This window comes from Novispirillum itersonii subsp. itersonii ATCC 12639 (assembly GCF_000381985.1).
Lineage (GTDB): Bacteria > Pseudomonadota > Alphaproteobacteria > Rhodospirillales > Rhodospirillaceae > Novispirillum > Novispirillum itersonii.
Genome location: NZ_KB907352.1, coordinates 1 through 12,625, shown reverse-complemented (window position 1 = coordinate 12,625; position 12,625 = coordinate 1). Strand labels below are relative to the sequence as shown.

The following is a 12,625-nucleotide window of genomic DNA, read 5'->3' as shown; positions in this document are numbered from 1 at the left end:
GATCCGTCTCAGGCAGCGTTGTGCAGGCGGGTATTGAAAGCCGGGCCGGTACTGATCTGGCGCAGGGCTTTGGCGGCTGCCAGAACCGCGAGATCAACCAGCGGCTCGATCAGAATGACGCTCATGTAAGCCAGACCGAAGGTGCCGACCGACTCGAAGGTTTCGGCGCTGAAGCCATGGCCGTACAGAGCCCAGAAAGCGACCCAGGCAACGATACCGCCCTGATAGGCGGTCGACAGGGCCAGAGTCTGGCTATACTTCAGGTCAACGTAGGCGGTCTTGGCCGGAACAATGCGGCGGGCGAGCAGATGAATCCCCCACAGCGGCACCAGCAGGGTGGTGACGTTCATGCCGTATTGCGGCAGATCGAAGGGGGCGAAGAACAGGCCCTGAATCAGCAGACCGGCGGCCAGCCCGATGGACGCGGCCCCGGCCCCGAACAGCAGCAGCAGGGTCGAGCCGAGAATCAGGTGTACTTCTGACACCCCGACCGGATGGTGCGGCAGCACTTCAAAGAAGCTGAACACCAGCGCGGTGGCAATAGCGCTGCGCAGGGCCAGCGCCCCGATGCCGCCGTTATCACGGATGTTCCCCAGCGCCATTTTGGCGACCAGCCCGAAAGCCCCGGCCGCAGTGGCATAGCTGAGCGTGATCTTGGCACCGTCAACGATGCCCGGTTCAATATGCATGACGATAAATCCCAGTGCGCACCCAGCGTGCGGATGGTCTCTGATCGGGGGGGATGCCCCGGCTGCGATGGCAGGTATCCTGGCTCACGGTTCTCGGCTTAGCCCGCCTTCCCGGTGCATGGCACCAGTGGCTGTGTGGGCGTCGCTCCCCGCTTACAGTTGCGTGGGCAGCCATGGTTTCGGCCCCTTCTGGGTCGTCCTCACCATGTTCCCTCTTACGTCCGGCCGGGTCTTTACCGGGCGGAACCATCGGGGGCAGGATATCGCTGCCGGGGGGCTGTATGCAAGATATGTTGCAGCGCGGGGGCTGGGCAGAAGACAGGTCTTCTACCCAGCCCGTTCAGTTGTGATCATTCATCAAAGCAAGGGGGAGTGCAGGCGTCAGTCAACAAGGGCGCGGTAGGCGTGCCAGCTGGCATGGCCGATCAGAGGCAGGCAGACCGCCAGACCGATGAAGAATGTGGCCAGCCCGAACCCGGTCACCAGCACAATCATCGCTCCCCAGCCGACCATCACCCGCCAGTTTTTCGTCACCGCCCGGGCGCTGGTTGCCATGGCGGCAACGGCAGAAATATCGCGGTCCATGATCATCGGCAGGCTGACGGCGGTCAGGGTAAAGACAGCGGCGGCAATCATTCCGCCGGCGAAGGTCCCGGCCAGCAGGAACAGCGGCGCCTGTTCGGCAGAGAGGATTTCCAGCAGGAAGCTGTCGAGTGATGGCGGTGCCTGATTGTAAAAGCTGGCGAAAATCAGTAGCGCCATCATCATCCATGCGAGGATCGCCATCATCATCACCAGCCCGACGATCAGCAGCTGGTCTGCCTTTTGGAAGACGGCTGCGGCTGTTGTCGCCCAGGTCGGGGTTTCCCCTGCGCCATGGCGGCGGCTGATGTCATACAGTCCGACCGCAGCCAGCGGCCCGACCAGCATGAAACCGGCCATCAGCGGCAGAATCAGCGAGGTCATGCCGATCTGGCGCAGACCGAAGACAATCGCATAGGCCATCGCCACAAAGACCAGCCCGTAGGACAGGCTGATCCCCGGGGACCGGGTCAGGTCCTGCCAGCCCCGGGACAGCCAGCGGGAGCTTTGGTCCACCGTCACCCGGCGGACCACCGGCGGGGTCTGGGTGCCATACCACTGGGTATTGGGGTCAACCGGAAGGGCGTGGAGGGTCTTATGCCGGATGGGGGTGGCATCAGCAGGAATCGGGCGTGCCATGATCTCGGTCCTCCGGAAAGGATCCCCGTCAGAGAGGGGAAGTGGAGAAGACGTCTCAGGACAGCATATCGGAAGGCGGGAGACTGTGAAAGGCTGATCATTTTAGTATGATTTTTCGACTGCGAAGGCAGCCCGGTTTCGGATTTGACTTGTATGGTGATCAGAAATTACCTGCCTGAAAAGAATGGTCTTTCCCTGTCGGGAGGGGCCGTGTAGGCTGATTGGGATCAGGAGTCCGGTTTCGGACCCGTCCAGTGTCACCGGGGAGATCAGCCATGGCCCGCCGATCCACAGAACCCGAAGCAACCGACTCGGCAGCAGCGTCTGCGGTCTCCGCCCGCAGGCGCCGCAATCTTTGGCTGGGTGCCGTCATCGGCGGACTGGCACTGCTGTTTTATGCCACCATCATCCTCAAAACCGGCCTGCTGGGGGTTCCCCCGGGGTTCCGTTAAGGCGTTCTCAGAAACCGGAAGAAGGGAGGGGTGGAATGGAGACGGCGCAAATTCTGCCGCATCTCAATGCGGCCCTGAACGCGGCGGCAACCCTGCTGCTGCTGGCCGGGCGGCTGGCGATCCGTTCCGGCGACCGGGACCGTCACCGGCGGATCATGCTGGCGGCGCTGGGGGTATCGGCAGTCTTTCTGGCCAGCTACCTGCTTTATCATGCCACCGCGCCGATTTTTGTCTTTCGCGGGCAGGGCTGGATCCGTCCGGTCTATTATGCCCTGCTGATCGGGCATGTGGTGCTGGCTGTCCTGAACGTGCCGATGATCCTGCTGACGGTCCGCCACGCCCTGCGCGGGGATTTTGACCGTCACCGCCGTCTGGCCAGATGGACCTGGGCGGTGTGGCTGACGGTTTCGGTCAGCGGCGTGATCGTGTATGCCCTGCTGTACCACCTGTATGTGTGACGCATTTTTTGTCTGCGGTGATACCGCAGGCCGCGAGACAGCTTACATATCCGGTGACGGTCCGGTCTTCCGGGCATAAACGCCGCCGCAGAGTGGCGCAACATCAGGGATCACGATGGCTCAGACGCAGCGATTTAATCACTTTGACCGGGAAATGCAGGGCTGGGGGTTGCTGGCGCTGAGTGCGCTGGCGGTGGCCGGTGTGTTGGCGCTGGGCGTTGCCGGGTCCCGTACGCCGGGGATACAGGATGGTCTGCCGGAAAACTTCTTTCAAAGCATGCTGGTCACGCACGTGACCTTCAGTGTCAGCGTCTGGTATCTGGCGGTGTTTGGTGCCCTGTGCGCGTGGGTGGCATCCCGCCGGGTGGCCGGTGGCTGGCTGGTGCCGGGGGCATACCTCGGGGCGATCGGTCTGCGGCTGGCGTGGGGTGGCTTTCTCTGCCTGCTGGCTCCGGCGATGATGGGGTGGGGGGAACCGTCGCTGAACAACTACATTCCGGTGATGGTCCATCCGGTGTTTTACAGCGGTCTGGGGCTGCTGTTTCTGGGGGTGGCGCTGCCGGTGTTCCGGCTGGGCTTCGTCGGTATTGATGACCGCGATGGAGTCGGCATGGTGCTGGCGGCTGCGGGCGGGGTGTATTTCTGCGCACTGCTGTCGGTCGGGCTGGCGTGGTCGGCTGCCCCCGCGCAGGACCCTATCCCCTATAACGAGATGCTGTTCTGGGGGGGCGGGCATCTGCTGCAGTTCGTGAATACCCTGCTGATGCTGGCCGCCTGGCAGGCCGCAGGCAGCGCCATCTATGGTCAGCCGCCGATTCCGCCGGTGCTGTTGCGGTGGCTGGCGCTGAGCGTGCTGGTCACCGGCTTTGCCGGTCCGGCCCTGTATCTGATTTTTCCGGTCACCAGTGGCACCCTGCACAGCGGGTTCACCCGGCTGTACCAGATTGGTCTGATTCTTCAGCCGGTAATTGCCCTGCTGGCGCTGGCGCGGTTTCAGATCCGGGCTGGATGGGCACGGTATGGGGCCGGTGCTGTGGGCCTGACCCTGTCCGCACTGATGTTCACGCTGGGTGGGGCGATGGGCTATCTGGTCGGGGAAGGGGATACCCGGACCCCGGCCCATTACCACCTGATGATCGGTGCGGTGACGCTGGCCTTTATGGTGCTGTTTTTTCTGGTGATCCTGCCGCGACTCGGGCGTGCGACCAGCCGGGGGCGGGCGGTGCTGACCGCGTTTGCCCTTTATGCCGGGGGGCAGACCCTGCATGCGCTGGCCCTGTTCGGGGCGGGAGTGCTGGGGATTGCCCGCAAGACCGCCGGGGCATCGCAGGGGCTCGACAGCCCCCTCAAGACGATCGTGATGGGGGTGATGGGGGGCGGGGCCCTGCTGGCGGTGATTGGCGGAGTGCTGTTTGTTGGTCTGGCAGGCTGGAAGCTGCTTGTTGCGCCGCGCAAGGGTTCTGCACCCGCGAATTGACCCAGTTTTAAAGTCAGGCTTAACGTGTTCTACTGGTTGCGTACCCGAGACAGATCCAGTCGATGACGGACGGCGCTTCAGGCGGCCTCCGTTACGAAGCGGGACCGGAAACGCGCGTGAATGCTGCGGGTCGGTCCCATCCCAACCATTTGGGATCAGGGAGGACCGGATGACTCTGCGCAGCTATCTTGAGCTCTGTAAACTGCGGATCGGCGTGATGATTGCCCTGACTGCGATGGTCGGGTATTCGGCCGTCGCTCCGGTGGTGGAGCCGCTCCATCTGCTGGTGCTGGGGGTGGCGATGATCCTCGGCTCCGCCAGTTCTTCTATCTTCAACCATTATTATGACCGCGATATCGACCGGCTGATGCAGCGTACCCGGCGTCGTCCGCTGGCCGTCGGGGGCAACCCGCAGGCCGCCCTGTGGCTGGCCGGTGTGTTGCTGCTGGCCGGGATGTGGCTGTGTCTGGGGGTGTTTAACTGGGTGGTGGCCCTTCACCTGTTCCTCGGTGCGTTTTTCTATGGCGTTGTTTACACCGTCTGGCTGAAGCGCCGTACGGCCTTCAACATTGTGATCGGTGGGGCAGCGGGCAGTTTTGCCATTCTCGCCGGTGGGGCGGCGGTGGACCCCGCACAATGGCTGCTGCCGACGCTGATGGCAGTGGTGCTGTTCCTGTGGACGCCATCGCATTTCTGGGCTCTGGCGATCATGCTGAAGGATGATTACAGCCGTGCCGGGGTGCCGATGCTGCCGGTGTTGGTGGGCGAGCAGCGCTGTGCCCGCTGGATTACGGTTAATTCCGCCCTGCTGGTGCTGGCGGCGGCCCTGCCGTGGATGCTGGGGGTTCTTGGGCTGGCCTATGCCCTGCTGTCCACTCTGACAGCGGTGCTGTTTCTGCGGTTGCACCGGTCTTTACTGCGTGACCCCGGGAAAACCACGGCCCGGGCGGTGTTTTTGGGGTCAATGCAGTATCTGGCCGGGGTGTTTCTGGCGGTGGTGATTGACCGGCATGCCCTGACGGCGGATGTGTGGCCATTCTGACCCGTCGCCCGTTTTCTCTGCGGCCCCGGTTGCGGGGGCCGGTCAGGATGTGGCACATGGGGCCTCTATCCTATCGGCTGAGGCGGGGCGGAACCGGCGATGCGGCTTCTTCACACATCAGATCTTCATCTGGGGCGACAGTTCAACGGCCTGTCTCTGGAAGAGGATCATGCCACCATCCTTGATCAGATCGTGACGGCAGTGGTCCAGCACGACGTCGATGTGCTGCTTCTGGCAGGTGATCTGTTTGACCGCGCTGCCCCGCCAGCCAGTGCGGTCCGGCAGTTCAACGGATTTTTGGCCCGTGTGGCGGCGGAGACCCGGGCTGCGGTGGTGATGATCGCCGGAAATCACGATTCCGGGGACCGGATTGAGGCAATGGCGGCCTTCGCCGATTCCCGCCGGGCGCTGGTGCGGGGGGCGGTCAGTGCGGAAGAACCGCCGCTGATCCTGCACGATGCCCATGGGCCGGTGGTGTTCTCCGGGGTGCCCTTTGTCTATGAGTACGCCGCCCGTGAATGTTTTCCCGATGCCAACGTGCAGACACCGCAGGATGTTCTGGCTGCGCAGATGGCTGCGGCCCGGGCGCAGGTGCCTGCCGGGGCGCGGTGGGTGGTGGTCGCCCACGCCTTTGTTGCCGGGGCGCAGGGCAGCGACAGTGAGCGGCCGCTGGTCCGGGCGGGCGGGGTCGAAACGGTTTCCCCCACCGTGTTTGCCGGGGCGGATTATGTGGCGCTGGGCCATCTGCACCGCCCGCAGACGGCCGGGGCTGCGCATATCCGATATTCCGGGGCGCCGCTGGCATTTGGATTTGATGAGGCCGGTGCCGAGAAGTCGATGTGTCTGGTGACGCTGGATGCGGCAGGAGGGGCAACCTGCGACTTGCTGCCGTTCCGCCCCCGTCGGTCCGTGCGGGTTCTTACCGGGCTGCATGCCGATCTGGTGTGTCAGCCGCCGTCGGAGGATTTCATCCGGGTGGTGTTGACCGACGAAACCCCGGTGATTGACGCGATGAAACGCCTGCGGGCGGTGTTCCCCAATGCCTGTGAGCTGACCTATGCCCGTGACAGCCGGGCCGGCGTGTTGCGCCCGGGGGCCGCCCGGGCCGCCGCGCTGTCAGATCCGGCGCAGGTGGTGGCTGATTTTCTCCGGCTCCTGCGGGATACCCCTCCGTCAGAGGAGGAGCGGCGCCTGATCGCCGACGGCCTGCAGGCGCTGCGGCAGGAAGGGGGTGAGGCATGAAACCGGTCCGTCTGACGATACAGGCTTTCGGCCCTTATCCGGGGCGGCAGGTGATTGATTTCCGCGAGGCGGTGCAGGCCGGGGTGTTCGGCATCTACGGTCAGACCGGATCGGGTAAATCAACGCTGTTCAGTGCGATGACCTTTGCCCTGTTCGGGCAGCCCGCGAATATCGATCAGGACGCGGTCTCGCTGCGGTCCGACCATGCCCCGGCTGATCTGCGGACCGAGGTGGAGTTCGTGTTTGATGTCGGTGGCCACCGATATGTGGCGTTACGCCGCCCGGAGCAGACGCGCCCAAGCCGTCGTGGTGGCGGTGAAACCCGCGACAGGCACGAGGCCTATCTGTTTGATGCGACAGGTCTGCCGTTGGAGGAGATTACCCCCGACCGACCGGGCAAGGTGATTGCCGAGAAGAAGGTCGGGCTGGTCGATGCCGCGATCACTGACCGGCTGGGTTATAGGGCGGAGCAGTTCCGCCAGATCGTGCTGCTGCCGCAGGGGCGGTTTGAGGCTTTTCTGTCGGCGAAGACCCCGCAGCGGGTCGAGATTCTGCGGGATCTGTTCGATGTGTCGCTGTACCGCCGTCTGGCCGAAAGCCTGAAGACGCAGGCTGACGCGGCCAGACAGCAGGTGCAGCAGCAGCGGGCGGTGTATGCGCAACGTCTGGCCGTGGAAGGTTTTGAGACCGATGATGCCCTGAAAGCGGGTATTGCCGGAGCCGAAGAGCAGCATGTCGGTCGCGTTCAGGCGCTGACAGAGGCGACTGAGGCCGCACAGGCCGCGCAGACGGCGCTGCTGACTGCAGAGAAGGCTGAAGCGCTGTTTGTGGCCGCAGAGCAGGCGCAGCAAGCTCTGATGGCTTTACAGGCCCGGAGTGAGGGGATGGATGCCCTCGCCCTGCGGCTGGAACAGGTCCGGCTGGCACAGTCCCTGGCCGACGTTGAGACTGCGGCCCGCACGGCGAAGGTTGACCGGCAGGCGGCAGAGGTTGCGCTGACCCGGATGCAGACGGCTGCCGGGCAAGCGGCTGAAGCTGCCCGGGCTGCGGCAGAGCGTTGGGCGGAGCAGGTCGCTCAGGATCCCCTGATGGAGCAGTTGCGGCGGCAGGTCGATGATCTGGCCCGTCATCGGCGTACACTGGATCAGGCTGCGGATGTGCTGGCGGCCTTGCAGGCGGCACAGAAGGCAGAACGGGACGGGCAGCGGCAGACGCAGGAGGCGCAGGCGACGCTTGACCGCCTGCGGGAGAGCCAGCGCCAGCGGTCTGAAGCCCTGAAACAGGCCCGGCAGACCGAAGCCCGGCGGGCGGATCTGCTGGTGCGCAGGCAGGCCCTTCAGCAGGCCCTGAAGCAGGCGACGGACTATGCCAGCGCCCAGCAGGACCGGACGATGGCCCGGCAGGCTGTCACCACCGGGCAGGCTGACCGTGACAGGGCCTATGCCGCCCTGACAGACGCCCGTCAGGCCATGGAAAGGGCGGAGCAGGGCGTGCTGCACCGTCAGGCGCTGCATTTGGCCAGCCGTCTGACCCCCGGCGCGCCATGCCCGGTCTGCGGCGGGCAGGATCACCCGGCTCCGGCCCGGGGAGGAGCAGAAACCGGGGATCCGGTTGCGGCCCTGAAGCAGGCTGAAGCGGTGTGGCAGAAGGCCGATCAGGCCGCCCGGACGGCAGAGCAGGGTCTGGCGTCGGCGCTGAGTGTTCTGGCTGAGCGGGAAACGCGCTTATCACAGCAGGAGGCCCCGGACCATCCGCCGGAAACCCTGCGGCAAACGTTAAAGACCCTTGATGCGGATCTGGCGGCTTTGGGGCCGGGGACCGACCTTTCCGCCGCCGAGGCGGTGCTGGAGCGGGAAGCAGGGCAGGCGACTGCGGCCGAGGAAAGGCGTGATCACCTGCGGGACGCTCTGACGGAGCAGCACCGGGCGCTGACGGTGCTGCTGGCCCGGCGGGATGCCCTGCTGGAGACGGTGCCTGAACCGATCCGGGATCCGGCGGCCCTGCAGGCGGCGCTTCAGGCCGTTGAGGCCCGGCTGGAGACAATGGTGAAAGCCCGGCACCGGGCTGAGACGGCATTGCAGGCTGCGCGTGAGGCTGATCTGGGGGCCGCCAAGGATGTTCAGGCGGCACAGCAGACACTGGCCGACCGTCTGCGCCGCCAGCAGGAGGCTGAGGGGGTCTTTGGGGACCGGCTTGCTCAGGCCGGTCTGACCCCGGAGGCTTATCAGGCCCTGATGCCGGATGTCGGGCGGCTGGCCGCCGATCAGGCGATGCTGGAGGCATTCCGGCGGGATGTGGCCGGGGCCGGGGAGCGGGCCCGGCAGACCGCCGCTGTGATTGAGGGAGTGACCCGCCCTGATCTTTCGGCCCTCTCGGGGCAGGCTGCACAGATGCAGGCAGACTATCGTGCCGCGCAGGAGCAGGAGGTCGAGGCCCGGCAACGGCGGATGGCCCTGATCCGGCTGCGCGACTCGCTGGCTGATGTGATGCGGGATGTCGAGGCTCTGGAAGCACAGACCGCGTCGCTGCGGGGAATCGCTGAGGCTGTGAACGGGAAGAATCCGCACAATCTGACGCTGGAGATTTATGCGATTGCCGCAATGTTTGAGGCGGTGCTGCAGGCGGCGAATCTCCGGCTGGGGCCGATGACCGGTCACCGCTATCAGTTGGTGCGCGATGCGGAAGGTGGTGGCCGGGCGCAAAGAGGGCTGGGGATTCAAGTGTTTGATGCCCATACCGGCAAGGACCGGCCGACAGCGACCCTGTCCGGGGGAGAAACCTTCATTGCCGCGCTGGCGCTGGCCCTCGGGCTGGCCGATGTGGTGGAAAGCACCAGCGGCCGGGTGCAGCTGGACACCATTTTCATCGACGAAGGATTCGGCAGCCTCGATACCGAGCATGGGACCGGCACGCTTGATCAGGTGTTGCAGGTGCTGAATACGCTGGTCAGCCAGAACCGTGCCGTTGGCCTGATCTCTCATGTTCCTTTGGTGCAGGAGGCGATTCCCAACGGCTTCTACATCCGCAAACAGCCGGGGGGCAGCCGGGTGGAAGTGCGGGGGATGTCGGCGGGATAAAAACAAAAAACCAGCCGGAGTAATCCGGCTGGTTTTTGTGAAGCCCCTTACAGGGTTTCAGGCGTCTGGTGCCCTCAGCAGGGATCGAACCCGCGACCCCCTGATTACAAATCAGGTGCTCTACCAGCTGAGCTATAAGGGCATCGTCAGAGGCGTTGCGAACATACCGCAAGCCCATCTGGGGTTTACATAGCGTGACCGCGCCGGGAGGAAAAGAATTTTTTCAGATTTTATCCCGGCGCGGCCCGTTCTGTGTCCGATTATCCCTGCGCAGCTTCCAGCGCGGCCCGCCGGACTTCGTAAAGTGCGATGGCGGCGGCGTTGGAAACATTCAGGCTTTCCATGCTATCCGGCATCATTGGCAGACGGACCAGAAGATCGCAGGTGTCCCGGGTCAGACGGCGCAGGCCTGCCCCTTCCGATCCCAGCACCAGAGCCACTTTACCGGACAGTTTAGCCCCGGCCAGGGTGGTCGGCCCGTCAGCCGCCAGACCGGCAGCCCAGAAACCGCCGTCTTTCAGGGTTTCCAGTGCCCGGGCCAGATTGGCGACCCGTACCAGCGGCATCCGCTCCAGCGCACCCGATGCTGACTTTGCCAGAACGCCGGTTTCTTCCGGGGAATGGCGGTCCTGCACCAGCACGGCGACGGCCCCGAACGCAGCGGCAGAGCGCAGAACGGCCCCGACGTTGTGGGGGTCGGTGACCTGATCCAGCACGAGGACCACGGCATCGCTGGCATCGGCATGGCGTTCAACCAGATCTTCCGGTGTCAGGTCCGGCAGCGGATCAACCCGCAGGGCCATGCCTTGATGGATCGCCTGTTCTCCCAGCAGATCATTCAGGGCAGCCCGGTCTGCCGGTTCAATGGTCGGCGCGTGGGGGGAGCGGCTTAGCACAGCGTCAAGATCGGCGCGGGCTTCCCGCGTTACCATCAGGCGACGGCAGCGCCGGTCGGGGTTCAGCAGGGCGGCTTCCACCGGATGGCGGCCATACAGCCAGAGTTCCCCGCTGCGCGATCCGCCTTTCTGTACCGCGCCCCGGGGGGCTGCGCCGCGCGGGGCACCGGAACGTGCCGGGCGGCTGTCGGGCCGGGCCGGTACGTCACGCCCGGATGAAGACGGGGCGGAAGCCGACGGACGGGTCGGCGGAAGGGGTTTGCGCGCCATTGTGCGGGATCCCGGAAAAATAAAAATACAATGCGCGTGTATAGCAGTTGGAAGCGTCAGGGGAGAAAAGCTTTTGTCAGGCCGACGGACGGGGCGATGCTGAAAAAAGTGAAACCCCGCAGACCCGCATGAACACTGGAGTTTCCGCCGGGGTCATCATGATTTCGTAAAAAACTTCATTTTTCTCGTTGACAGAGGGGGCTAACCCCTTTAGAAACCGGGCTCCCGACGCCGGGTGGTGCGGGTCCCTGAGGAGGGGTGGCCGAGCGGTCAATGGCAGCAGACTGTAAATCTGCCGACGTATGTCTACGAAGGTTCGAATCCTTCCCCCTCCACCAACTACCGCCCACCGGCGTCGGCCTAGCGTGCCGTCCAGAGCCCGTCATATCGGTTCCCGCACGCAAGGAGCAACTGCTCCCGGGAGCTGCACATGGGGTCGGGCAAACGCCGGGCGGGTGTAGCTCAATGGTAGAGCTCCAGCCTTCCAAGCTGGCTACGTGGGTTCGATTCCCATCACCCGCTCCATTTCCTCTCCGGAAAACGCCAGGCGTTCCAGCGCACTGGCGTTTATTAACTTGCCCTACCACCCACGGAAAGAACGGGTTCCAGAATGGCTAAGGAAAAATTTGCGCGTACGAAGCCGCACTGCAACGTTGGCACGATCGGCCACGTTGACCACGGCAAGACTTCTCTGACCGCTGCGATCACCAAGGTTCTGGCGAAGACCGGTGGTGCGACCTTCTCAGCCTACGACCAGATCGATAAGGCCCCGGAAGAGCGCGCCCGTGGGATCACGATTTCCACCGCTCACGTGGAATACGAAACCACCAACCGTCACTATGCACACGTGGACTGCCCGGGCCACGCTGACTATGTGAAGAACATGATCACCGGTGCCGCACAGATGGACGGCGCGATTCTGGTTGTGTCGGCCGCTGACGGCCCGATGCCGCAGACCCGCGAGCACATCCTGCTGGCCCGTCAGGTCGGTGTGCCGGCTCTGGTGGTGTTCATGAACAAGGTTGACCAGGTTGACGATCCGGAACTGCTGGAGCTGGTCGAGCTGGAAATCCGTGAACTGCTGTCCTCGTATGACTTCCCGGGGGATGATATTCCGATCGTGAAGGGTTCTGCCCTTGCGGTTCTGGAAGACTCGAACCCGGAAATCGGCGACAAGGCCGTTCTGGAACTGATGCGCGCCGTCGACGAATACATCCCGCAGCCGGAACGCCCGAAGGATCTGCCGTTCCTGATGCCGATCGAAGACGTGTTCTCGATCTCCGGCCGTGGCACCGTGGTGACCGGTCGTGTGGAACGCGGCGTGGTGAAGGTCGGCGAAGAAGTCGAAATCATCGGTCTGAAGGACACCCAGAAGACCACCTGCACCGGCGTTGAAATGTTCCGCAAGCTGCTCGATCAGGGTGAAGCCGGCGATAACATCGGCGCCCTGCTGCGCGGCACCAAGCGTGAAGACGTGGAGCGTGGTCAGGTTCTGGCGAAGCCGGGCTCGATCACCCCGCACACCGAGTTCGAGTCGGAAGTTTACATTCTGTCGAAGGAAGAAGGCGGCCGTCACACTCCGTTCTTCGCGAACTACCGTCCGCAGTTCTACTTCCGTACCACCGACGTCACCGGGACCATCTCTCTGCCGGAAGGCACTGAAATGGTGATGCCGGGCGACAACATCCGCATCGGCGTGAAGCTGATCGCCCCGATCGCCATGGACGAAGGCCTGCGCTTCGCCATCCGTGAAGGCGGTCGTACCGTCGGCGCCGGCGTCGTCTCTAAGATCCTGAAGTAA

Annotated in this window: 10 protein-coding genes, 3 tRNA genes and 1 riboswitch; of the genes, 9 read left to right on the top strand and 4 right to left on the bottom strand. The window is 64.2% G+C overall.

The features are described 5' to 3' along the window. Positions 1-8: 8 nt before the first annotated feature. Positions 9-689, bottom strand: coding sequence for an energy-coupling factor ABC transporter permease (locus G365_RS0117440; protein WP_019646826.1), 681 nt, complete (start codon positions 687-689; stop codon positions 9-11). Between the two features lie 52 nt (positions 690-741). Continuing rightward, a riboswitch (cobalamin riboswitch) is annotated at positions 742-955 on the bottom strand. Between the two features lie 115 nt (positions 956-1,070). Continuing rightward, complete coding sequence (locus tag G365_RS0117435; RefSeq protein WP_019646825.1) at positions 1,071-1,910, bottom strand: DUF2189 domain-containing protein; 840 nt, start codon at positions 1,908-1,910, stop codon at positions 1,071-1,073. 275 nt (positions 1,911-2,185) lie between these two features. On the opposite strand from G365_RS0117435, the gene G365_RS24145 reads away from it, so the two are divergent. From G365_RS24145 to G365_RS0117405, 6 genes are all read left to right on the top strand, one after another. Beyond that, positions 2,186-2,362, top strand: coding sequence for a hypothetical protein (locus G365_RS24145; protein WP_019646824.1), 177 nt, complete (start codon positions 2,186-2,188; stop codon positions 2,360-2,362). 35 nt (positions 2,363-2,397) lie between these two features. Then, positions 2,398-2,820 carry a DUF420 domain-containing protein gene (locus tag G365_RS0117425; protein ID WP_019646823.1) on the top strand — a complete coding sequence of 141 codons (423 nt, stop codon included), beginning with the start codon at positions 2,398-2,400 and terminating at the stop codon, positions 2,818-2,820. A 115-nt stretch (positions 2,821-2,935) separates the two neighbouring features. Continuing rightward, the gene (locus G365_RS22170) at positions 2,936-4,297 is read left to right on the top strand and encodes a cbb3-type cytochrome c oxidase subunit I (protein WP_019646822.1); all 1,362 of its coding nucleotides are present in this window, start codon (positions 2,936-2,938) and stop codon (positions 4,295-4,297) included. A 169-nt stretch (positions 4,298-4,466) separates the two neighbouring features. Further along, a complete protein-coding gene (cyoE, locus tag G365_RS0117415) occupies positions 4,467-5,339 on the top strand; it encodes a heme o synthase (protein ID WP_019646821.1) in 873 nt (290 codons plus the stop codon). Positions 5,340-5,438: 99 nt separating this feature from the next. Then, positions 5,439-6,581 (top strand): exonuclease SbcCD subunit D, encoded by a 1,143-nt coding sequence (locus G365_RS0117410; protein ID WP_019646820.1) that lies wholly within the window; start codon positions 5,439-5,441, stop codon positions 6,579-6,581. Further along, positions 6,578-9,658: an AAA family ATPase gene (locus tag G365_RS0117405; protein WP_019646819.1), complete on the top strand. Its 3,081-nt coding sequence runs from the start codon at positions 6,578-6,580 to the stop codon at positions 9,656-9,658. Before G365_RS0117410 ends, G365_RS0117405 begins: the two co-directional genes overlap by 4 nt. A gap of 66 nt (positions 9,659-9,724) precedes the next feature. Here the strand turns inward: G365_RS0117405 and G365_RS0117400 are convergent. Together G365_RS0117400 and rlmB are read right to left on the bottom strand one after the other, a co-directional pair. Further along, positions 9,725-9,800, bottom strand: a tRNA-Thr gene (locus tag G365_RS0117400). Positions 9,801-9,918: 118 nt separating this feature from the next. Next, positions 9,919-10,824 (bottom strand): 23S rRNA (guanosine(2251)-2'-O)-methyltransferase RlmB, encoded by a 906-nt coding sequence (gene rlmB, locus G365_RS0117395; protein WP_019646818.1) that lies wholly within the window; start codon positions 10,822-10,824, stop codon positions 9,919-9,921. Between the two features lie 252 nt (positions 10,825-11,076). Between rlmB and G365_RS0117390 the strand changes: the two genes are divergently transcribed. From G365_RS0117390 to tuf, 3 genes are all read left to right on the top strand, one after another. Beyond that, a tRNA-Tyr gene (locus G365_RS0117390) sits at positions 11,077-11,162 on the top strand. 113 nt (positions 11,163-11,275) lie between these two features. Then, positions 11,276-11,349 (top strand) — tRNA-Gly (locus G365_RS0117385). An 85-nt stretch (positions 11,350-11,434) separates the two neighbouring features. Then, positions 11,435-12,625 (top strand): elongation factor Tu, encoded by a 1,191-nt coding sequence (gene tuf / locus G365_RS0117380; RefSeq protein ID WP_019646047.1) that lies wholly within the window; start codon positions 11,435-11,437, stop codon positions 12,623-12,625.